The organism is Segatella copri (genome assembly GCF_949820605.1).
In the GTDB taxonomy this organism is placed as follows: Bacteria; Bacteroidota; Bacteroidia; order Bacteroidales; family Bacteroidaceae; genus Prevotella.
Map to the genome: position 1 here is coordinate 114,701 of NZ_CATKVU010000007.1, position 23,808 is coordinate 138,508.

Annotated in this window: 16 protein-coding genes; 11 read left to right on the top strand and 5 right to left on the bottom strand. The window is 49.2% G+C overall.

The genetic code is table 11. The annotated features are described in order from the left end of the window. Both gmk and RCO84_RS15245 read right to left on the bottom strand, forming a co-directional pair. Complete coding sequence (gene gmk, locus RCO84_RS15240; protein WP_287829177.1) at window positions 1–576, bottom strand: guanylate kinase; 576 nt, start codon at window positions 574–576, stop codon at window positions 1–3. A 90-nt stretch (window positions 577–666) separates the two neighbouring features. Next, entirely contained in the window at window positions 667–1,545 is an 879-nt protein-coding gene (locus RCO84_RS15245) for a YicC/YloC family endoribonuclease (protein ID WP_200756315.1), read from the bottom strand. A 91-nt stretch (window positions 1,546–1,636) separates the two neighbouring features. On the opposite strand from RCO84_RS15245, the gene tsaB reads away from it, so the two are divergent. The 6 genes from tsaB (at window position 1,637) to rseP (ending at window position 7,568) form a co-directional block, all read left to right on the top strand. Beyond that, complete coding sequence (gene tsaB, locus RCO84_RS15250) at window positions 1,637–2,329, top strand: tRNA (adenosine(37)-N6)-threonylcarbamoyltransferase complex dimerization subunit type 1 TsaB (protein ID WP_287860123.1); 693 nt, start codon at window positions 1,637–1,639, stop codon at window positions 2,327–2,329. Window positions 2,330–2,358: 29 nt separating this feature from the next. Next, on the top strand, window positions 2,359–2,958 hold the full coding sequence (locus RCO84_RS15255; protein WP_317585589.1) for a DUF4290 domain-containing protein: 600 nt from the start codon (window positions 2,359–2,361) through the stop codon (window positions 2,956–2,958). A gap of 30 nt (window positions 2,959–2,988) precedes the next feature. Next, entirely contained in the window at window positions 2,989–4,299 is a 1,311-nt protein-coding gene (murA, locus tag RCO84_RS15260) for a UDP-N-acetylglucosamine 1-carboxyvinyltransferase (protein ID WP_022121310.1), read from the top strand. Between the two features lie 90 nt (window positions 4,300–4,389). Then, window positions 4,390–4,911, top strand: coding sequence for a ribosome maturation factor RimM (rimM, locus tag RCO84_RS15265; protein ID WP_117728768.1), 522 nt, complete (start codon window positions 4,390–4,392; stop codon window positions 4,909–4,911). Window positions 4,912–4,922: 11 nt separating this feature from the next. After that, the gene (locus RCO84_RS15270) at window positions 4,923–6,083 is read left to right on the top strand and encodes a 1-deoxy-D-xylulose-5-phosphate reductoisomerase (protein WP_287839627.1); all 1,161 of its coding nucleotides are present in this window, start codon (window positions 4,923–4,925) and stop codon (window positions 6,081–6,083) included. Between the two features lie 102 nt (window positions 6,084–6,185). After that, window positions 6,186–7,568, top strand: coding sequence for an RIP metalloprotease RseP (gene rseP, locus RCO84_RS15275; protein ID WP_317585590.1), 1,383 nt, complete (start codon window positions 6,186–6,188; stop codon window positions 7,566–7,568). An 88-nt stretch (window positions 7,569–7,656) separates the two neighbouring features. Here rseP and RCO84_RS15280 read toward each other — a convergent pair whose 3' ends face one another. The 3 genes from RCO84_RS15280 to recG all read right to left on the bottom strand — a co-directional run bounded on the left by RCO84_RS15280 (window position 7,657) and on the right by recG (window position 11,384). Then, a complete protein-coding gene (locus tag RCO84_RS15280) occupies window positions 7,657–8,607 on the bottom strand; it encodes a peptidoglycan DD-metalloendopeptidase family protein (protein WP_200756308.1) in 951 nt (316 codons plus the stop codon). A 235-nt stretch (window positions 8,608–8,842) separates the two neighbouring features. Further along, on the bottom strand, window positions 8,843–9,163 hold the full coding sequence (locus RCO84_RS15285; RefSeq protein ID WP_144154964.1) for a hypothetical protein: 321 nt from the start codon (window positions 9,161–9,163) through the stop codon (window positions 8,843–8,845). A gap of 124 nt (window positions 9,164–9,287) precedes the next feature. Next, window positions 9,288–11,384 (bottom strand): ATP-dependent DNA helicase RecG, encoded by a 2,097-nt coding sequence (gene recG / locus RCO84_RS15290; RefSeq protein WP_144154966.1) that lies wholly within the window; start codon window positions 11,382–11,384, stop codon window positions 9,288–9,290. Window positions 11,385–12,402: 1,018 nt separating this feature from the next. Between recG and RCO84_RS15295 the strand changes: the two genes are divergently transcribed. From RCO84_RS15295 to RCO84_RS15315, 5 genes are all read left to right on the top strand, one after another. Then, a complete protein-coding gene (locus tag RCO84_RS15295) occupies window positions 12,403–15,840 on the top strand; it encodes an MGH1-like glycoside hydrolase domain-containing protein (protein ID WP_445081699.1) in 3,438 nt (1,145 codons plus the stop codon). Between the two features lie 18 nt (window positions 15,841–15,858). Beyond that, the gene (locus tag RCO84_RS15300) at window positions 15,859–18,372 is read left to right on the top strand and encodes a family 78 glycoside hydrolase catalytic domain (RefSeq protein WP_317585592.1); all 2,514 of its coding nucleotides are present in this window, start codon (window positions 15,859–15,861) and stop codon (window positions 18,370–18,372) included. Beyond that, complete coding sequence (locus tag RCO84_RS15305) at window positions 18,305–19,639, top strand: alpha/beta hydrolase family protein (RefSeq protein ID WP_373690159.1); 1,335 nt, start codon at window positions 18,305–18,307, stop codon at window positions 19,637–19,639. The genes RCO84_RS15300 and RCO84_RS15305 overlap by 68 nt, the downstream gene beginning before the upstream one ends. Before the next feature lie 134 nt (window positions 19,640–19,773). Beyond that, window positions 19,774–22,254, top strand: a complete 2,481-nt coding sequence (locus RCO84_RS15310; RefSeq protein WP_317585593.1) for a glycosyl hydrolase family 95 catalytic domain-containing protein — start codon at window positions 19,774–19,776, stop codon at window positions 22,252–22,254. A gap of 43 nt (window positions 22,255–22,297) precedes the next feature. Continuing rightward, entirely contained in the window at window positions 22,298–23,770 is a 1,473-nt protein-coding gene (locus RCO84_RS15315; protein WP_373690160.1) for a glycoside hydrolase family 140 protein, read from the top strand. Window positions 23,771–23,808: the final 38 nt, after the last annotated feature.

Here is a 23,808-nt window from a genome sequence, read left to right on the forward strand (position 1 = left end):
TTACTCTGCGTCTAGGAAGGTCTTGACGAGTTGATAAACCTCCTGCTCAGCCTTCTCCAAGTCATCGTTTACGACCACGTGGTCAAACTGAGGGGCAAAGGTCAGCTCATAGCTTGCCTTGGCAAGGCGCTGCTCGATAACCTCAGGCGCATCAGTATTGCGGCCAACCAGACGGCGGCGCAATTCTTCTACCGAAGGTGGCTGGACAAAGATGCTCAAGGCACGCTCGCCATAAAACTTCTTGATGTTTACACCACCCTTCACGTCAACATCGAAAATCACCGACTCGCCCTTGGCAAGCTGGTTTTCTACCTGTGACTTCAGGGTGCCGTAGAATCTGTCCTGGTAAACCTCCTCATACTCCAGGAACTCGTCAGCCTCAATCTTAGCCTTGAATTCCTCTGGAGAGAGGAAGAAATACTCTACACCATTCTGTTCTGTACCGCGCGGAGCACGAGAGGTGCAGCTGATAGAGAAAGCCAGCTTCAATTCTGGGTGCTCTTTCATCAGCCAGTTTACTATTGTGCTCTTACCGCTGCCCGATGGGGCGCTGAAAATTAACAATCCGTTCTTCATTTTACTTTGAACTTTGAATATTGAACTTTGAACTTTATGATTAGTAAAGCAAATGAATTCTTCACTTTTCACTCTTCGTTCTTCACTTTATTAAAGAGCATTCAGCACCTGCTCCTTGATCTGCTCCAGTTCGTCCTTCATCTTCACCACGATGTTCTGCATCTCAGCCTGGTTGCTCTTAGAGCCGGTGGTGTTGATTTCGCGTCCCATTTCCTGTGCGATGAAACCGAGTTTTTTTCCTACACCATGATCTTCCTCATTCATGGTCTCGCGGAAATACTTCAGGTGGTTGGCAAGGCGCTGCTTCTCCTCGCTGATGTCGAGCTTCTCGATGTAGTAGATGAGTTCCTGCTCCAGGCGGTTCTTGTCGTAATCCACATTCGGAATCTGCTGCAGGCCGTTAACGATGTTCTGTCTGATTTTCTCCACGCGAGCCTTCTCGTATGGTTCGATGCTGGCAAGGAGCGCCTGGATGTTATCCACCTTCTCAGTAAATTTCTTCTGGAGAGCGGCTCCTTCCTGCTTACGGAAGGCTACGAGATGGTTCACAGCCTCGCAAATTGCATTTTTTGCCACTTCCCACTCCTCATCGCTCAATTCTTCCACATCCGTCTTCGTTGTTACATCAGGAAGACGCAACAGAGTGCTGTACCAGTCGGTTGGCTCTGGAATGCCTGTTTCAGCCGAAATCTTCTTGATTTGCTGGTAATAATTCTGTACAAGTGCCGCGTTGATAGGAGTGGCATCTGTAGTAGCATCCTTATCAATCCAGATGGCGAAGTCAACCTTGCCTCTTTCTAGATTTTTAGAGATATACTGACGGATTTCCATCTCCTTCTCTCTATAGAGCGGAGCAATACGAGTAGAGAGGTCAAGCGTCTTGCTATTTAATGACTTTATCTCTACATTAATCTTCTTTGTTTTAAAGGCCGCGGTAGCTTTTCCGAAGCCTGTCATTGACTGTATCATATAATCTTTCGCGTTAAATTTCTGCAAAAGTACAAAAAAAAGCGAGAAAATGAGTATATTTGCACCTTATTTAAGAATATATTTTTTAATTATGTCGTGTATTTTGAATATTGAGACGAGTACGGACGTGTGCTCAGTGGCAATTAGTGATAGTGGACAGGTGATTTTCAACCAGGAAGATCACACAGGTCCTAACCATGCTGTTAAGTTGGGTGTGTTTGTGGATGAGGCTCTTGATTTCCTCGATTCTCATGGTCTTCCGCTGGAGGCTGTGGCGGTAAGTTGTGGTCCGGGTTCCTATACCGGATTGCGTATCGGTGTGAGTATGGCGAAGGGCATCTGTTATGGTCGTGGTGTGAAACTCATCGCTGTTCCAACACTCGAACTGATGGCAGTGCCTGTATTGCTTGGCGAACATCCTGAGGAGGAAGACGCCCTCATCGTACCTATGCTCGACGCCCGCCGCATGGAGGTATATGCCGAAGTGCTCGACCGCGCCCTGAAGGTGGTTCGCCCTATTCAGGCTGATATTGTGGATGCTGATACCTACAAGGAATATCTGGACCAGCATCATGTGTACTTCTTCGGAAATGGCGCTGCCAAGTGTATGGAAACCATCAACCATCCGAATGCTCACCTCGTAGAGGGCATTGAGCCTTTGGCTAAGTATATGGCTCCGCTGGCAGAGAAGCGTTTTGTAGAGGGCAAATTCGAAGATGTGGCATATTTCGTGCCTTTCTATCTCAAGGATTTCGTGGCTAAGATGCCAAAGAAACTGCTCTAGAATTATTGATTATATAAAATATTGTAAGAATGAATATAGAAGGATTAGACTATAATACCCAGAGAGCTAAGCTCATTCTGCCTGAGTATGGCCGTGAGATTCAGCAGATGGTAGACCATTGTCTGACGCTTACCGACCGTGAAGAGCGCCAGCGCTGTGCAGAGACCATTATTGCAGTCATGGACCGTATGTTCCCTGAGAACAGAGGGGTAGAGGACCATGAGCAGAAACTCTGGGACCAGCTTGCCATCATGAGCAATTTCCAGCTCGACATCGATTTCCCTTATGATGTATCGGATGCTGTGAAGATAGCAACCAGGCCGGAGCCTTTGCCATATCCTATGCAGCACATCCCGGTGCGCCATTATGGAGCTATGCTCTTCGAGATTTTTGAAAAGCTGAAGACGATGGAACCAAGTGAGGAGCGCGATAAACTCGTGGAGCTTACTGCCAACCAGATGCATCGCGACCTGGTAACCTGGAGCCATGGCTCCAGTGATGTAGCCAAGGTAGCTTCCGATCTGGCACGTTTTACCGATGGCAACATCCAGCTCGATCTCGATACTTTCGTTTTCGAGAAGATTGAGGCACAGCCTAAGAATGTAAATAATAATAAGAAGAAAAAGTAATCCACATTATTATATATAGTAGACAAGCTTATGGAGTCTTTCATCATAGAGGGCGGTCATCCGCTCAAAGGTACTATCACACCTCAGGGCGCCAAGAACGAGGCCCTGCAGGTTATCTGTACCACAATCCTTACCGACGAGCCTGTGCGCATCACCAACGTGCCGGACATCCTGGATGTGAACAACCTGATTAAGTTGCTCCAGGAGATAGGTGTCAAGGTAACCAAGCACAGTCGTCACGACTATACATTCCAAAGTGATGAGTTGAAACTCGATTATCTCGACAGTCTGGAGTTTGTGAAGAAATGTTCTTCTCTTCGTGGTAGTGTGCTCATGATAGGTCCGCTGCTCGGTAGATGTGGCAAGGCTACCATAGCTCAGCCGGGTGGCGATAAGATAGGTCGTCGCCGTCTGGATACCCACTTCCTGGGCTTCAAGTATCTGGGCGCCAACTTCGTTCACGATGATGAGCGTAATGTTTACCAGATACAGGCAAAGAAGCTGAAGGGCTGCTATATGTTGCTCGATGAGGCTTCGGTTACCGGTACCGCCAATATCATCATGGCATCAGTATTGGCAAAGGGCACTACCACCATTTATAATGCAGCTTGCGAACCATATATCCAGCAGCTCTGCCATCTGCTCAATGCGATGGGTGCTCAGATCAGCGGCATCGCCAGCAACCTGCTCACCATCGTGGGTGTTGATAAACTGCATGGTGCCGAGCATCGCATCTTGCCTGATATGATTGAGGTTGGTTCGTTCATCGGCATGGCGGCAATGTGTGGCGAAGGTGTGCGCATCAAGAATGTGTCTGTCAAGGATTTGGGTATTATTCCTGATGCATTCCGCCGCCTGGGAGTGAAGATAAAGATAGAGGATGATGACCTTGTGATTCCAGAACAGAAACATTATGTCATCGATTCATTTATTGACGGCACCATTATGACGCTTGCCGATGCCCCTTGGCCAGGACTCACTCCTGACCTTCTCTCCGTGCTCCTCGTAGTGGCTACCCAGGCTCGCGGCAGCGTCCTCTTCCATCAGAAGATGTTCGAGAGCCGCCTCTTCTTCGTGGATAAACTGATTGATATGGGTGCGCAGATCATTCTCTGTGATCCTCACCGTGCTGTGGTGGTTGGTCATGACCATAAGATCAAACTGCGTGCTGGCAGAATGACCAGTCCTGATATTCGTGCCGGTATAGCCCTGCTGATTGCTGCCATGAGTGCCAACGGTACCAGCCGCATTGCCAATATTGCCCAGATAGACCGTGGTTATGAGGATATCGAGCATCGCCTTAATGCGCTGGGTGCCAAGATTACCCGTGTCAGTGACTAGATAAGTGAAGAGTGAAGAACGAAGAGTGAAGAATTCAACGGCTTTACTAATCATAAAGTTCAAAGTTCAAAATTCAAACTTCCAAGTAATATGATTAGACGCGACGAAGTATATAAGATAGGAAAGTTGGGAAAACCTCATGGCGTGAAGGGCGAGATTACTTTCGCCATTACAGATGATGTTTTCGACCGTGTAGATGCCGAGTACCTGGTACTCGACATCGATGGCATCCTCGTGCCTTTCTATTTAGAGGAATATCGTTTTAAGAACGATGAGAATGTGCTCGTGAAGTTTGAGGATATCGATACCCAGGAGCAGGCACGCAACTATACCGGTTGCGAGGTTTTCTTCCCACGTCATCTCTCTGACAGTGATGAAGAGAACATGAGCTGGGCAGAAATCATCGGTTTCCATCTGGTAGATGCTGTAAGCGGCAAGGTGGTAGGTACCATAGAACATGTAGACGATTCTACCCTCAACCTTCTTTTCGAGGTAACAACCGATGCAGGTGATGAAATCCTCATCCCTGCCAGCAACGACCTCATCGAAGAGGTGAGCGCTGAAAAGAAAGAAATCAGAATGGCGATTCCGGAAGGATTGCTCGACTTATAAAGTGAAGAAATATGAAGAAACAACAGATATGTATTCTCGGTTCTACGGGAAGTATCGGTACACAGGCGCTTGATGTCATCGAGCAGCACAGTGACCTTTACGAGGTGTATTGCCTCACCGCCAACAACCGAGTGCAGGAACTTGCCGAGCAGGCTCGCAAGTTCCATCCGGCTGCTGTGGTCATAGCCAATGAGGCTCGTTACGAGGAGCTGAAGGATATGCTCAGTGATGAGCCTGATATCAAGGTTTATGCCGGTGCTCATGCGCTTTGCGATATCGTACAGGCTGAGCCTATCGATATGGTGCTGGCTTCCATGGTAGGCTTCTCGGGCCTGGAACCAACCATCCATGCCATCAAGGCGCGTAAGAAGATATGTCTTGCCAACAAGGAAACGCTGGTGGTAGCGGGTGAACTGATTTGCAATCTTGCACAGGAATATCATGTGCCTATCCTCCCTGTTGACAGCGAGCATAGTGCTATCTTCCAGAGTCTGGTGGGTGAGGGCGACAACGAGGTAGAGAAGATTCTCCTGACCTGTTCGGGTGGTCCTTTCCGTAATTATACCCACGAGCAGTTGGAGAAAGTGACTGCTGCAGATGCCCTCAAGCATCCTACCTGGGATATGGGCGCCAAGATAACCATCGATTCGGCTTCGCTCATGAACAAGGGCTTCGAGGTGACAGAAGCTAAATGGCTCTTTGGGGTTCCGGCTGACAAGATAGAGGTGCTTATCCATCCGCAGAGCGTTGTGCATAGTGCCGTTCAGTTTGTTGATGGTGCTGTCAAGGCTCAGTTGGGGGTGCCAGATATGCGTCTGCCTATCCAGTATGCCTTCTCTTTCCCTCAGCGTCTGCATCTGAATGGCGATCGTCTCGACCTCTTCAAGACGCAGGATTTGCAGTTCTTCAAGCCCGACTATCAGAAGTTCAAGTGTCTGCAACTGGCTTTCGATGCCATCAGAAAGGGTGGTAATATGTCATGTATCGTGAATGCTGCCAACGAGATAGTGAATGCCGGCTTCCGCAAAGGTGAGTGTGGCTTCCTTCAGATGGCTGATATCATCGAAAAGACGATGGCGAAGGCTACTTTCGATAGTAATCCCGACCTCGATGTCTATCTGCAGACCGATGCTGAGGCTCGCCGCATAGCTACGGAGCTGATGCACAAGTAATAGTTTATAGTTAATAGTTTATAGTTAATAGTTAAAATGAACATAGGATATAGGGCTAATCATAAAGTTCAAAGTTCCAAGTTCAAAGTTCAAAGTAAATAAATGGAAGTATTTTTGATTAAAGCGTTGCAGCTGATGCTGTCGCTTTCCATCTTAGTGTTGCTCCATGAGGGTGGACACTTCTTCTTCTCCAAACTCTTTGGTGTAAGAGTGGAGAAGTTCTATCTGTTCTTCGACCCTTGGTTCCATCTCTTCGAGTTCAAGCCAAAGAATTCGGATACTACCTATGGTTTGGGATGGTTGCCGCTCGGAGGATATTGCAAGATTTCGGGTATGATAGATGAAAGTTTCGATACCGAACAGATGAAACAGCCGGAACAGCCATACGAGTTTCGCAGCAAACCGGCATGGCAGCGCCTGCTCATCATGATAGGTGGCGTGCTGGTTAACTTCGTGCTGGCTCTCTTCATCTATTCCATGATTCTGTTCCATTGGGGCGACAATTATGTTGCTACCCGCGATATGAGTTATGGTATGAAGTTCAATACCGAGGCAAAGGCTTTGGGTTTCCAGGACAAGGATATTCTGGTAAGCACCGATCTGGGTGAGTTCAAGACCTTTGATGGCGATCTGTATCGTAATCTCTCTGAGGCTAAGCTGGTCAATATCATCCGTCAGGGCAAACCGGTGACGCTTTATCTGCCTGGCGATCTCGACATGCTCAGTATGATTAAGAGCAGTCCTCGCTTCGTTGATGTGTATGTACCGCTGCAGATTGATAGTGTGATGAAGGATTCGCCTGCCAGCAAACTCGGTTTGGCAAAGGGTGATAAGATTCTTGCTATTAATAATAAAAAGGTAGTCTCTTTCAACGAATTTCAGATAGAATTGGGCAGAGTAGAGGATGTGCTTGCTTCGGCTGAGACGCCGCAGGATAGTGCCAGAGCACTTACTGCTCAGGTTACTTATCTCAAGGCTTCTGGCGATACCGTCAAATCGAGTGTTCTTCTGAAGTCTACCGAAGAGGGTGTGAAGTTTGGTTTCTACAATCATCCTGTCATGCTTGATTATAAGATTACTCATGTCAACTATGGCTTCTTCGAGAGTTTCCCTGCCGGCATCAAATACGGCTGGAATGTCTTGGCCGGTTATGTGGGCGATATGAAGTATGTCTTCTCTAAGGAAGGTGCCAAGAGTCTGGGTGGTTTCGGTGCGCTGGGCAGTCTCTTCCCATCTGTATGGGATTGGCATGCATTCTGGCTTATGACAGCGTTCCTGAGTATCATTCTTGCCTTCATGAACATTCTTCCTATCCCTGCTCTTGATGGTGGACATGTGTTCTTCCTTCTCTATGAGATTATCACAGGCCGCAAACCGGGCAATAAGTTCATGGAGCGTGCTGAGTATATTGGTTTCGGCATACTGATTCTTCTGCTTGTTGTGGCCAATCTGAACGATGTATTGCGACTCTTCGGCATCTTGTAATGCCGGGGAATCGCGAAAATAAAGGTCTGAAAAAAGAGGGTATGTCATTAATTTATGACACACCCTCCTTTTTTTTGAGTTTATTCTTTTATACGTATCTGATAATCTGTCCTACACTAACCTTCTTGTCTTTGCGGTAGCCGTTGAGTCTGCAAATCTGCTCTACAGTTACGCCACGCTTTTCAGCGATAGAACTAAGCGTTTCGCCTGGCTTCACCTTGTGGTAGAGCTTCTCGTGGCCAGCAGGCAATTCGTTGTATCTTCCCGCTTCGCCGCCGTTAACCTGCTCTCTGGTGTAACCGCCGTTGCCAACCTTGCCGCGGGCAGCATTGGCATCAGCTGATTCGCTTTCGTAGGTATCACGGTTAAAACTGTAGAAGTCGCCTGTAACGTCCTGGTTGCGGAAGTCGAAGAAGAGTGCCGGGTTCAGAGCCACACCACAGAGACGGGTCTCAAAGTGGAGATGCGAACCGGTACTTCTACCCGTGTTACCACCCAAGCCAATCACATCGCCGGCTCTTACCTCTTCGCCCTCAGTAACGAGCTGCTTAGAGAGGTGACCATAGATAGTCTCCAAACCGTTGTTGTGACGAATCACGATGTACTTACCGTAACCACCACCTTCATATCTTACGATGCGAACTCTGCCTGAAAAGGCTGAGCGGATTGAGTCGCCAATATAAACCTTGATGTCCATACCTTTATGTTGGCGGCCAAAGCTAGCACGGTAACCGAAGTTACTTGTGACAACGCGACTAGGAGTTGGCATGCAGAAATGACGGAGATCGATGCGGAAGTGCTCAGGCAAGGTTGTAGCCCTGTGAGCGTACTTGTTAGAGAAATCCTCATACAGCTCGGCTGCAGGGTTCTCTCTGTCTTCAATCATTCGATAATGCGACACAGCGAGTGTGTCGAGCGATTTCATTCTGTGGTCTACAGGTGCCTGTCTTGCCAACAGATCTTGTCCGCAAACGGGAGAAACTGTTAGCGCCAACAATGCAACGACCGAAATTTTCTTTATACTCTTTTTTAAACTCATACTACTTTTTCTATTTTCTTTTTTAGGTTCGTGTCAACAGCGCAGAATCATACAAAAAACTCTGCAAAAACCACTAAGGCAAATGCCTTCATACAGCGATTTTGTTATGTAGACGTTGCAAATATAACAAAAATACTTCAAAAAACCAAAGTTGTTAAAGCCAAAAGGGCGATATTTAACGCCCTAGCCTTATTTTTAACTTACATTAGGAAAATAAGATGCAAGGAGTTGACTTTTAGCACGTTTCATGATTTTGTAGCATTCTCAACAGAGCCACGGCAGGAGAATGCCCCATGAAAATATACTTTTTTACCTCCGGACTGGTGAATCTGAGGCATTCCTGATAAGCGCGGTAGAGGTCGTTGAGATTGATGGTAAATTCCTTACCCGATGACTCTCTGATACCGATAATCATCTTTGCCGTGACATGCAGTTTGACGTATCTGATGCCTGTTGCGCTTTCTATTTCTGTAATGTTTTCGAGAATGGCTCTCATTTCTTCCAGGGATATTTCTGGTCGCGGCTCCCTGATAGCCGGCTTTCTTCTTCTATCCATAATTATACTTTTTACTTTTGGGACAGGCGATGGAATCGCCTGGAACGGGGGTGAGGCTGCTTGATAGCTGAAGCCACCTTTTAGCCTTGCTTTCTGATAGCAGGAACTGCTCTTGCTTGCTGTTTTAGCTGATGGCTGCCCAGTTGATATGGGTTTTCTTCAAATCCCTGAGGCGGTTCCAGAGCAGGGCGTTGTGAGGAGCATTGCATTCGGGATCGTTGTCGATGATTTCCTGTGCTTCTGTGCGTGCCAGTTGTACCAGCTGACCGTCTCTGGCAATATTCGCTATCTTCAGGTCGAAAGCCATGCCGCTCTGCTGCGTTCCCTCCAAGTCGCCGGGACCACGGAGTTTTAAGTCGGCCTCGGCGATACGGAAACCGTCGTTCGTATCGCACATGATATCAATGCGTTTGCGGGTTTCTTCTGAAAGCTTATAGTTGGTTACCAGAATGCAGTAGCTTTGGTCGCAGCCTCTTCCTACACGGCCTCGCAGCTGGTGCAACTGGGAGAGACCGAAGCGCTGTGCATCCAGGATAACCATCACAGAAGCATTGGGCACATTTACACCTACTTCTATTACGGTGGTGGCAACGAGAATCTGTGTTTCGCCCTTTACAAACTGCTCCATCTCTACCTCCTTTTCAGCAGATTTCATCTTGCCATGAATCTTACTCAACTTGAACTCCGGGAATGCCTGTTTCAGCGTTTCGTAACCTTCTTCCAGGTTCTTCAGGTCACTCTTTTCACTTTCTTTGATCAGCGGAAAGACGATATATACCTGTCTGCCGAGATTAATCTGGCGGCGGATGCTCTGATAGAGACTGGTGAGTTGGGTATCAAACTTATGTAGCGTCTGTATCGGTTTTCTGCCCGGTGGCAGTTCATCAATCACGCTCACGTCCAGGTCACCATAAATGGTCATGGCGAGGGTGCGGGGGATAGGAGTGGCGGTCATCACGAGGATATGAGGCGGATTCTCGCTCTTGTTCCACAACTTGGCTCTCTGCGCCACACCGAAACGATGCTGCTCATCGATGACGGCTACGCCTAATCTTCTGAAAACCACCGGGTCTTCGAGGATGGCATGGGTGCCTACCAGAATCTGGATGTCGCCCGTAGCCAGGTCGGCAAGAATCTTTTCTCTCTTCTTTCCCTTTACGATGCCAGTGAGCAGTTCTACCCGGATGTCCATTCCCTGCAGAAAGTCGCAGATGGTTTGCAGATGCTGCTCGGCAAGAATTTCGGTAGGTGCCATCATACATGCCTGATAACCGTTGTCCAGCGCAATGAGCATGGTCATGAGAGCCACGAGCGTCTTGCCTGAACCTACATCACCCTGCAGAAGACGGTTCATCTGTCTGCCGCTGCACATATCGGCTCTGATTTCATGCATCACCCGTTTCTGTGCTCCTGTCAGTTCGAAAGGCAGATGATGGGCATAGAACCCGTTGAAGATGTCAGCGATGCGGTTGAAGACATAGCCCCTGAACTTGCGGCGCTGGTCGGTGGCATACCTTATTATATTAAGCTGCACATAGAAGAGTTCCTCAAATTTAAGGCGTACCTGTGCTTTCTGCATCTCCTGATGGGAATGCGGATAATGAATCATGCGGATGGCTGCATCGCGCGAAACCAGATGCAGACGGTCTACGATATGGCTGGGCAGCGTTTCGGGAAGAGGAGGAAGGATGGTGACCAACTGCTTGGTCATCTTCTCTATGGAACGTGAGGTGTAGCCGCGCTTTCTCAGGTTCTCGGTAAGCGAGTAGTAGGGCTGCATGCCCATCTCTGAAATCTGGAGATTGGTGGCATCGTCCATATCGGGATGGGTAAACTGGAATCTGCCGTTGAAGACGGTTGGCTTTCCGAAAACGAGATATTCGGTTCCCACCTTATAGGTCTTCATGATGTATTGGGCACCGCGATACCAGATGAGGTCAGCCACACCGTAGCCGTCTGAGAAATGGGCTACCAGCAGCTTGTTGCGCTTGCCGGTATCTATCTCATCGTAGCTGAGTATCTTGCCTTTGAGTTGTACAAAGGGCATGTCGGCATTGAGTTCGCTGATGTGGAAAACCTTGGAGCGGTCTACATATTTATATGGATAGTATTCCAGCAGGTCACTATAAGAGTTGATGCCGAGCTCCTTGCTCAGTATCTCTTTCTTCTTGGGTCCTACCCCCGGCAGGAACATGATGTCTTGGTCTAAAATACTATTCATAATGATGCAAAAGTACAACATTATGGCAAAACAGCCAAAATGTTTAACTTATTTTTAAATAGTGACGTTACAAAACGGAGCGTCTTGCGTCTTTATTCTATAATCATTAGAAACAAACTCTAGAACAATGATAAAGATAAAGAATAAACTGTTCATCATCTTATGGTTGCTGTCCTTGGGCTTTGCAGTCCAGGCACAGGATCTTTATGTGTCAACCTCTTTCCACGAGCCGGCAACCGACGGCTTGCGGTTCATCTATAGTAGGGATGCTGTCCATTGGGACAGTATTCCGGGCACCTTCCTGGCTCCTAAGGTAGGCAAGCAGAAAGTGATGCGCGACCCTTCCATCATCCATACCCCAGACGGTGTGTTCCATCTGGTATGGACCAGCAGCTGGCGGGGCGACCGTGGCTTCGGTTATGCCGAGAGTCGCGACCTGATGCATTGGAGCGAACCGAAATTCATCGAGGTGATGGACGATCCTACCACGGTGAACGTATGGGCACCGGAACTCTTCTGGGATGAAGACCGCCACCAGGCAATGGTGGTATGGGCATCGTGTGTGCCTAGCCAGCACTTCGCCCTGGGTATCGAAGACGAGAAGAACAATCACCGTCTCTACTATTCCGTAACCAAGGATTTTAAGACATGGACCAAGGGCAAGCTCCTGATAGATCCGGGATTCAGTTGCATAGATGCCACTCTGCTGAAGCGTGGTAAGAACGATTATGTGATGGTATTGAAGGATAATACCCGCAATGCCCGCAATATCAAGGTGGCTTTTGCCAAGAACCCGATGGGACCGTGGAGCAAGGCTTCTGAACCGTTCACCGGCAATTTCATGGAAGGACCAACCACCGTCAAACTGCCTAAGAACAGTCCGCTGGGCAATGGTTATCTCATTTATTACGATCGTTACCGCCTCTTCGATTTCGGCGCTCATTTTACCAAGGATTTCGTTCATTTCACCGATGTGAGCCAGCAGGTGAGTGTGCCGAAGAACCACAAGCACGGCACCATCTTCCGTGCTCCGGAACGCATCGTGAATGCTTTGCTGGAGCAGGACCGCATCCACTATACCGGAACCACGATGGCAGATCCGTCTCGTCATGACGGAGCCTTGTCGCCAGTGGTAGGAGTTCACAATATCCAGACGCTCCGTGCCAACCGCGAGCATCCTTCTCAGGCAAATGGCGGGGGCTGGACCTATAACCACCAGCCGATGATGGCGTATTGGAATGGCAAGTTCTACATGCATTTCCTGAGCGATCCTGCTGAGGAGCATGTACCCCCATCGAGAACCCTGATGCAGGTTTCTGAGGACGGATATAACTGGAGCCAGCCACAGATTCTCTTCCCTGAATATGATGTGCCAGCCGATTTCAGAAAGGCGAAATACCAGCCGAAACCGGAACTGCAATATCCTGATGTCTACAAGCAGAAACCATTGAAGGCAATCATGCACCAGCGTGTGGGCTGGTATGTATCCAAGGGCGGCATCCTCCTGGCTACCGGAAACTATGGTGTGGCATTGGACCGGAAGGACGACCCGAACGATGGCAACGGCATCGGCCGTGTGGTGAGAGAGGTGAAGAAAGACGGTTCGCTCGGACCTATCTATTTTATCTATTACAACCACGGATTCAATGAGAAGAATACCGATTATCCTAATTATAAAAAAGCATCCAAGGCGGTAAGAGCGGCTTGCGAGGAAATCCTTGCCAACCCACGTTACCGCATGCAATGGGTGGAAGAGGCAGATAGAGGCGAAAAGCTGATACCTGTCAACAATGGTTACAAGGCTTATTGCGACTATACCCTGCCGGATGGCAGAATAGCCAGTCTGTGGAAGCATGCCCTTACCTCGCTGAGCTTGGATGGCTGCAACACCTATACCACTACCAACCGTGCCCTGGGATTCGTCAACAGCAATGCCAAAATCTGGGGACAGCGGTTGAGTGATGGTACCTATGCCACCGTCTACAATCCGTCTGAATACCGCTGGCCGCTGGGCATCTCGCTGAGTGGTGACGGATTGGAATATAAAACGCTGAATCTGATTTGTGGCGAAGTACCACCGATGAGATACGGTGGCAACTATAAGAGTCGTGGTCCGCAGTATGTCCGTGGCATCCAGGAAGGCAATGGCGTTCCTAAGGATTCTGATATGTGGGTGAGCTATTCCATGAACAAGGAAGATATCTGGGTGGCGCATGTACCCGTTCCGGTAAAGACCGTGGCTACTGCCCATGCCGATGATGATTTCGCTCAGTATCAGAAACTCGGCGATCTCAAGACCTGGAATATCTATTCTCCGCTGATGGCGCCGGTTTCACTCCGTCAGGAGTGGCTCGAACTGAAGGATGAAGATCCGTTCGACTATGCCTGTGTAGAGCGCAAGATTCCAGCTTCTTCCTACCTGAAGGCATCCTTCGATGTGCAGGCAGCTCAGACCCGCAACGGTTCCCTGCAGATTGAATTCCTCGATGAGAAGGGCATCGCCTGCACCCGCATCGAACTGAACAAAGAAGGAATGATACGTGTGAAGAACGGAGCGAGATATGGCAATGTGATGCCTTATCAGGCTGACCAGACCTATCGTTTCGAAGCTACATTGGATATCCAGCACCGCCAACTCAACCTCACCGTGAGCACACTCGATGCAGATGGCAAGGCATTGCAGAGCAAGAGTACCAAACGCATCTTCTACGCACCTGTGCATCAGATAGAGCGTATCCGTTTCCGTACCGGCGACCTCCGTACCTTCCCTACCATCGACACTCCTGCCGACTGGTTCGGTACTTTGGAGCATGCCGGTGATACCGATACCACCGCCCTCTACCGCATCGCTCATGTCAAGACCGTGAGTCTAGGTGCTGATGCCGGTTCGGCTGTGCTCAAGATCGCAGATTACAAGCATTATGTAGACGATTTCAATGCAATGGAGCCGGAGGTTCTCCATGCTTCTGCCATCCCGAATGCGCAGGCATGGGACTGGATGAAGCAGAATGTGCCCCTCTTCGACTGTCCGCAGCGCAACTTCGAGGAGATGTATTATTTCCGCTGGTGGACGCTCCGCAAGCATATCGAAAATACACCTGTAGGCTATGCGATGACCGAGTTTCTCGTTCCTCGCAGCTATGCCGACAAGTACAATCTCATCGCCTCTGGAGTGGGACATCATATCCACGAGAGTCGTTGGATTCGTGATGGAAAGTATCTCGACGGCATCTTGAATACCTGGTATCATGGCAATGGTGGCAAGCCGATGGCTAAGATCAATTTCTATAGCAGTTGGATGCCTGCCTCTATCTGGGAGCGCTATCTCGTAGACGGTAACTGGAAGGAGTTTAAGTCGTTGTTGAACGACCTGGACAAGGAGTATCAGCTGTGGGATGACCACCGCTGGAGCAACGGACTCTACTGGCAGTATGATGTGCGTGATGCGATGGAAGAGACCATCAGTGGCGGCAGAAGAGAAAAGAATGCCCGTCCTAGCATCAACAGTTATATGTATGGCAATGCAATGGGCATCGCCCAGATGGCAAAGACCATCGGCTATCAGGACTTGGCTAGGAAGTATGAGGCTAAGGCAGATACTCTGAAGCATCTGGTAGAAACCCAGCTCTGGGATGCCGACCATCAGTTCTTCGAGGTGTATAAGCCGAATGCCGGCGAGGCGAAGGAGGTAGCCACGAAGAGAAGTTTCCAGCCTAGTGGCGATGCTGCAGTATCAGCAAAGGTGCGCGAGGCAATCGGTTTCCTGCCTTGGTATTTCAATCTCCCTGCTGATGAGGCGAAGTTTGCTGAGGCATGGAAACAGGCAGCAGACAGCAAGGGCTTCTCTGCTCCTTACGGACAAACCACCGCAGAGCGCCGCCATCCGCAGTTCCGCTCTCATGGAGTAGGAAAGTGCGAGTGGGATGGTGCCATCTGGCCTTTTGCTACCGCCCAGACCCTGACAGCGATGGCGAATTTCATCAATAATTATCAGGTGAAGCCATCTGCCCTCGCAGCTTCTTCAAAAGGTAGTCTCGATATGGACAGCCTTTACTTCAATGAGATGGAGAAGTATGTGCAGAGTCAGAGCATGCGTGGCAAACCTTACATCGGTGAGTATCTTGATGAAACCACTGGTTACTGGTTGAAGGGCGATCAGGAGCGCAGCAGATATTACAACCATTCTACCTTCTGCGATCTCATCATCACCGGCATCGTGGGTCTTCGTCCTCGTGCCGATCAGACCATCGAGGTGCGTCCTATCATCCCAGCCGGCAAATGGCAGTACTTCTGTCTTGACAAGGTGCGTTATCATGGTCACGACCTCACCATCCTCTATGACCAGGACGGTTCCCGTTATCATGTGGGCAAGGGCTTGCAGGTATGGGTAGATGGCAAGTTGGCGGGGCAGCGTGATACGCTCGGCAAACTCGTAGTGAAGGATGCATTCAAATAATGTAGAATAAAATACGATATGAAACGAAGAAAATATTTATTGATACTGATAGGACTTTTGGGCATGATGCAGATTCATGCTCAAAAGTCTGTTGCTTTTAATACGACCGGTGAAGCACCTCAGCCACAATGGATTGGAGCGATAACCGATGAGGATGCGCACATTCCGAGTAACCGAGATTATATCGGAACGGGAACGGTGAATGCGAAGGGAAAACCAGACTGGAAGGCTACGGCTCCATTGTCAAGACAAAGCATCTGGCTGAAGAAAGAAATGAAACTCCCGGCTGATGTCTACAAGGCAACGATGAAGATTGTGGGACTGGGTTTCTATGAGCTCAGCATCAACCGGCAGAAGGTGACGGATGCCGTTTTCGTCCCTCTGTGGAGCGATTATGACAAGACCGTCTTTTACAATACTTACGATGTGACTGCGTTATTGAAGAAAGGCAAGAACCAACTTTCGGTATTGCTGGGCAACGGATTCTATAATGAGCAGGGTGGAAGATACACCAAGATGAAGGTTTCCTATGGTCCTCCTACGCTCTACTGTTCGCTCGAAATAGAACTGAAGAATGGCAGAACCGTCTGCATCGTCAGCGATGGCTCATGGAAATATTCGCCTAGCAGCATCACCTTCAACAGTATCTATGGTGGTGAAGACGAGGATGCCCGCATTACGCCTTCCTGGAAACCGGTGGTGATACAGAAGGGACCTCGTGGTATTCTGCGCCAGCAGATGGCACAGCCGGTGAAGATGATGGAATACTTCGGTGTGAAGAGCCGTCATCAGCTCACTCCTCAGCAAATCGCCAAGGCTTCCAATGCCAAACATCCTATTCCGGCAGGAACCTTTGTGCTGGATATGGGACAGAATCTCGCCGGTTTCCCACAGATTAAGGTCAGTGGAAAGGCAGGACAGCAGGTACGGCTCTATCCCTCCGAGACCCTGACCGCACAGGGAACCTGCAACCAGAAACAATCGGGCAGTCCTTACTATCTTACTTATAAACTCAGCGGAAAGGGCGAGAAGTCGGCTGACGGCAAGCGCATCGAGACTTGGCATCCGCATTTCACCTATTATGGTTATCGCTATATCCAGGTAGAAGGTGCCGTAATGAAGGGTGATGAGAATCCTGATGGCAAGCCAGTGATAGAGGATATCCAGTCGTGCTTCGTCTATAATTCAGCTGCGAAGATTGGCAACTTCGAATGTTCTAATCCGATGTTTAACCGTGCTTATCAGATTATCGACCGTGCCATCCGAAGCAACTGGCAGGCTGTCTGGACCGACTGTCCTCATCGTGAGAAACTCGGTTGGCTGGAGCAGGATTGGCTCAATGGTGAGGGATTGGTATACAACTACGACTGTCGCTCGATGATAGAGCAGACGATGCAGAATATCGCCGATGCCCAGCATGCCAACGGTGCCGTTCCTACAACCGCTCCTGAGTATATCTACTTCAAGGGCAAGTGGCTCGACCCGTTTGCTGAATCTCCAGAGTGGGGCGGTGCCCTGGTAGCGCTTCCATTCCTTTATCTGCAGCATTATGGTGACGACCGGATGGTGAAGAAATATGCACAGCAGATGTTCCGCTATGTGGATTATCTCCAGAGTAAGGACAGTTGCCGTATACTGAAACAGGGTTTGGGTGACTGGTATGATTACGGAAAAGGCCGTTCGGGCTTCTCTCAGAACACCCCGATGCCGCTGGTAGCTACAGCCCATTATTATCTGTGGGTGAAACTGACACAGAAGGCTGCGGCAATGAGCGGAAAGACTGCTGAAGCCAACCGCTATGCCATCCTGGCTTCTGAAATTCTGCAGGCTTTCCAAAAGGAATTCCTGCATGTTGAGAAGGCTGCATCTTCTGAGAAATCTTCTTCGGATGCAGTAGTAAAGGATGCTGTAGAAAAGGTATATTACGGTTCGGGAAGTCAGGCTTCCAATGCCATTCCTTTGGCGCTGGGCATGGTTCCATCCCAGTATCGCAAGCAGGTTCTCCAGCATCTGGTAGATGACATTCATGCACATCACGACCGGCTGACAACCGGTGATGTGGGCAACCGCTACCTCTTCCAGACATTGCTCAGAAACGGATATGCCGACCTCTGGTACAAGATGCTGGCGCATGATGATGTGCCGGGCTACGGCTTCCAGATTAAGAAGGGAATGACCACGCTCACCGAACAGTGGAATCCGGAGATGGGTGCTTCGATGAATCATTTCATGATGGCGCATATCAACAACCATTTCCTGCCGGATATTGTGGGCATCCGCATAGAGCAGGGCAGACTCATTATCGCTCCTCAGCCGATGGGCAACTTGACCTGGGCTAAGGGAAGTACCCGACTCAGCGATGGCAAACAGGTTGCCGTGGCTTGGAAGAAATTGGCTGATGGTAAAATAGAAGTAACGGTAGATACTGATAATGATATAGAATACGAAATCAAGATAGATTATGATGAAACAGAACATAATGACGGCACTTATCGCGGCAAGCATGTCTTTGTCGGCAAGTGCGCAAAATAACGGAAACCAGCCAAAGGCTGTTGCTCAGAACTGTTATCAGGGGCATTTCACCCGCAGTCTTCACGATGTGATGCAGGACGTATCGCAGCGCTGGGGTGTTCGCTTTAAATATAATGTGGATACCGTTGGTAGGCAGTTGCCTTATGCCGACTTCCGCATCAAGCCCTATTCGCTGGAGGAAACCCTGACGAATATCTGTAAGTATTTCGACTTCAACTGGTGGAAGCAGAATGGTAATGTCTATAAGATCAAGCCTTATGAATATCCCCGTCGCCATACCGAAGAGGGTGAGCAGATGCTTGCTTATCTCAAGACACTCTACCAGAACCGGGAACAGTTTGAAGCACGCAAGGATTCTGTACGCAAGGAGGTGCGCTGCATCCTGGGTATCGACCGTTATATGGATTCCCTGGTTCATAAGAAACCGATTTTGGGAAAGGTACGCCGATATGACGGGTATACGGTTCAGAATATCTGCATCGAGACCTTGCCTGGCGAGCATGTCTTCGGTTCCATCTATACGCCCGCCAAGAAGGGCAAGCATCCTTTGATTATTTGTCCCGACGGTCATTTCGGTGGTGGCAGATATCGTGCCGATGAGCAGCAGCGCCTCGGAACCTTGGCAAGAATGGGTGCTATCTGTGTAGATTTCGACCTGTATGGCTGGGGACAGAGTGAGGCTGAATATGGCAAGAATTCGCATCAGACCGACCGTGCCCATGTGATTCAGGCTCTGAATGCCGAGGTATTGCTCGATTATATGTGGAACCATCGCAAGGATGTGGATAAGACGCGCATCGGAGCGAATGGCGGCAGTGGCGGCGGTACGCATACAGTCCTGCTGACGGTACTCGACGACCGTATCACGGCAGCAGCCCCAACGGTGAATCTTGCTTCTCATTTTGATGGCGGTTGTCCTTGCGAGAGTGGCAAACCTATCCAGTTGGCGGGGTATGGTACGTGTAATGCCGAGTTGATGGCTTTCTTTGCCCCTAAGCCGTTGTTGGTAGTGAGCGATGGTGGCGATTGGACCGTCTCTGTTCCATCTCTCGAATATCCGTATCTGCAGTATATATATAATATGTATGGTGCCAAGGAACAGGTAACCAATGTGCATCTGCCTAAGGAACGTCATGATTATGGCATCAACAAGCGCCAGGCAAACTACGATTTCTTCATCCGTGTCTTCGGTTTGGACCGCAGTAAGTTGGATGAAAGCAAAGTGAAGGTTGAAAAACCGGAAGTTTTGCAATCGGTCATCAGATAATAAGATAGAAGATAATAAATCAGACCTCACGCCGTTTTGTAAATGACGTGAGGTCTTTTTCGTCTTTTCTGACGACAAAGGCGGCTCTTTTGCGTCTATATATAAAATTGTTTAATCGATTAAAACAAAAACAAATGAAAATCTTAAGAACCATCACACTTTGCTGCCTGGCTTGTCTCTCTTTGCAAGCAACAGCACAATCATATAAGCTCTGGTACGACAAACCAGCGCTGGTCTGGACCGATGCCTTGCCTTTGGGTAATGGACGGTTGGGTGCCATGGTATATGGCATTCCAGCCACCGAACGTCTGCAGCTGAACGAGGAAACCATCTGGGCAGGACAGCCTAACAAGAATGCCAATCCTCATGCCAAGGCAGCTCTTCCAGTTGTCCAGAACCTCATCTGGCAGGGCGAATACCGTAAGGCACAGGATATGTGTACCGAGAAAATCATGTCGAATACCAACTTCGGAATGCCTTACCAGACCTTTGGTGATGTCTATATCTCTGCTCCCGGGATGGATGGCTATTCTCAGTATTATCGTGAACTGAGTCTGGATTCTGCCCGCTGCCTCACCCGCTGGACAGCCCATGGTGTCACCTATCAGCGCGAGGTCATCACCTCCTTTTCCGATAATGTAGTGATGGTAAGATTCACTGCCAACAAGCCTCATAGTATCACCTTCAATGCCAACTTCACTTCTCCTCATGATGATGTCATCATCCGTACCGATGTCGAAGAAGCTACCCTCGAAGGAGTGGCTGCCAAGCACGAAGGTCTGAAGGGAAAGGTGAGATTCATGGGCAGAATGGCGGCTCAGATCAAAGGCGGCGAGGCTGCGAAGACCTGTCGCGACGGCGTGGTAAGCGTGAAGAATGCCGATGAAGCCGTACTCTATATATCCATCGCCACCAACTTCGTTAACTACAAGGATATTACCGGCAACGAGGTGGAACGCAGCAAGCAGGCGCTTCATACCGCCATGGCGAAGGATGCCCGAGAACAGATGGCGCAGCATGTGGCTAAATTCCAGAGCATGATGCATCGCAACTCGCTCTGGTTGGGCGCTGACAAGTATCAGAATCTGCCTACCGACGAACGCCTCATCCGCTTTGCCAAGCAGGACGATAACTATCTCGTAGCCACCTATTATGCTTTCGGCAGATACCTTCTGATATGCAGTTCGCAGCCTGGCACACAGCCAGCTAACCTGCAGGGCATCTGGAACGATAAGATGTTCCCGTCATGGGACAGCAAGTATACCACCAACATCAACATGGAGATGAACTACTGGCCATCAGAGATGACTAACCTCTCCGAACTCAATGAACCGCTCTTCCGGTTGATTCGTGAGGTAAGCGAAACCGGAAAGGAATCAGCTCAGACCATGTATGGAAAGAACGGCTGGGTTTTGCATCACAATACCGACATCTGGCGAGTGACGGGCGGTATCGATAAGGCAGCATCAGGCATGTGGATGACCGGTGGCGCCTGGGTTTCATCCCATCTCTGGCAACATTATCTCTATAGTGGCGACAAGGAATTCCTACGTAAGGCTTATCCTATCATGAAGGGGGCAGCCACCTTCCTCGATGAGATGCTGATACCGGAGCCTGAGCATGGATGGCTCGTGATTTCTCCAGCTGTGAGTCCGGAGAATACTCATCCTTCCAAGGATGGAAAGATAGCCATGAGCTATGGCACTACGATGGATAATGAATTGCTCCACGAACTCTTCTCTACCGTTATCAGAGCGAGCGAAATCCTGGGCGAAGATGCCGGATATGCTGCTCATCTGAAGGAAGTTTTGGGAAAGATGGCACCGATGCAGATTGGCAAGTGGGGACAGTTGCAGGAATGGATTAAGGATTGGGACGATCCTCAGGATAATCATCGCCATGTGAGTCATCTCTATGCGCTCTATCCTGGTAATCAGATTACACCGGAGCAGACTCCGGAACTCTTCGATGCAGCCCGTACTTCGCTGATACATCGTGGCGACCCGAGTACAGGTTGGTCGATGGGATGGAAGGTTTGTCTCTGGGCTCGTCTTCTGGATGGTAATCACGCCTATAAACTGATTCACAACCAGTTGACCCTGACCGATGACCACTTCCTCGCCTATGGATTGAACAAGAAAAAGGGTGGAACCTATCGCAATCTCTTCGATGCGCATCCACCGTTCCAGATAGATGGCAACTTCGGCTGTACAGCCGGTATCGCAGAGATGCTGATGCAGAGCCATGACGGATGTGTCAATATCCTGCCGGCTCTTCCTGATGCCTGGAAGGCTGAAGGAAAGGTGCAGGGACTCCGCACCAGAGGTGGTTTCCTCATCGAGGAACTGGCATGGAAGAATGGCAGAATCACGTCGCTCAAGATCCGTTCTACCCTCGGTGGCAACCTTCGTCTCCGTCTGCCGGTAGGCAACCGGTTAAAGGGCATCAAGGGTATGAAATCAGCCAAGGGCAAGAATTCGAATCCGCTCTTTTCAGCCTTCGAACAGCCACAGATGCAAAACCATTCAGAAGTGAAACTCAACAAGGTGGTGTTGCCAAAGGCAAATACCTATGACATCACTACACGAAAGGGAGAGACCATCCGATTGATTTAAAAATATGGGTATAAACTCCTTAACATCAAAACTCCTTTAGAAAATGAAAAAAATAATGATAACATTGGCGCTGGCTTGCGGAATCTTTACCGCAGCCTCTGCCGCAAAAAACGAAAAGCCTTGGGCTAATGGTAAATTACAGGTTTCTGCCAACCAGCGATTCCTCCAGTTTGAAAACGGACAGCCGTTCTTCTTGTTGGGTGATACCGGTTGGCTTCTTCCGGAACGTCTGGATAGAGCCGAGGCACAGTATTATCTTCAGAAATGCCGTGTAGCGGGATTTAATACCGTTCTCATCCAGGTGATGGACGGCACACCTTCTTTTAATATCTACGGACAGCAGTCGCTCCCTGCTGGTTGGGATTTGTCGAAGGCAGACCCAGCAGGTGTTTACAGCTATTGGGATCATCTCGACTACATCATCAAACTTGCCGAACAGAACGGCATCTACATCGGCATGGTAACCATCTGGGGTTCTCAGGTAAAGGCAGAGAATATCAATGCACAGCAGGCTAAGGCATACGGAAAGTTCCTTGCCAACCGCTATAAGAATTCGCCTAATATCATCTGGGTGATGGGTGGCGATATCCAGGGCGATATCCACCCAGAGGTGTGGGAGTCGCTCGCTACCAGCATCAAGAGTATTGACCACAACCATCTCATGACCTATCATCCTCGTGGCAGATATACTTCAGCCAAATGGTGGAGCAAGGCGAAATGGCTCGATTTCCATACCTTCCAGAGCGGTCACCGCAAGTATGGTCAGCGTATGGGCAACAAGGATTATCCTATCCCGGACAATACCGAGGAAGACAACTGGATGTATGTGGATTCTACCTGGGCATACAAACCTATCAAGCCTGTGCTCGATGCCGAACCGAGCTACGAGGATATTCCGAAGGGACTGCACGATCCTAACGAGGAGCGCTGGCAGGATTATGATGTTCGCCGCTATGCCTACTGGAGTGTCTTTGCCGGTTCCTGTGGTCATACCTATGGTCATAATGCCATCATGCAGATGTTGAAGCCTGGCTATCCTACCAGTTATGGAAGTGATGGAGCCGAGAAGCCTTGGTATGTGGCGCTCAACGACCCAGGATTCAACCAGATGAAGCATCTCAAGAATCTGATGCTCTCGCTGCCATACTTTGAGCGTGTGCCCGACCAGAGCATCATCGCCGGTGAGAATGGTGAAAAATATAACCGTCTGCTGGCTACCCGAGGCAACGATTATCTGATGGTTTACAATTACAACTGTGTTCCGATGAAACTCGACCTCCGCAAGGTTTCGGGTAGCAGAAAGAACGTATGGTGGATGGATGCTGCTAACGGACAGCTGGAATATATCGGAGCGTTTGATAACAAGGTCATCACCTTCGCTCCTCAGAAGGCTACCCGCGGTATCAGCGATGGTGTTTTCATCGCCATTGATGCCAGCAAGGACTATCTGAAGAAAGACCAGAAGATGATAGAAGACCAGAGTCTGGCTGGTAAGAAAAGAGATTTGAATGAATAAATAAAGTGAAGAGTGAAGAACGAAGAGTGAAGAATTCA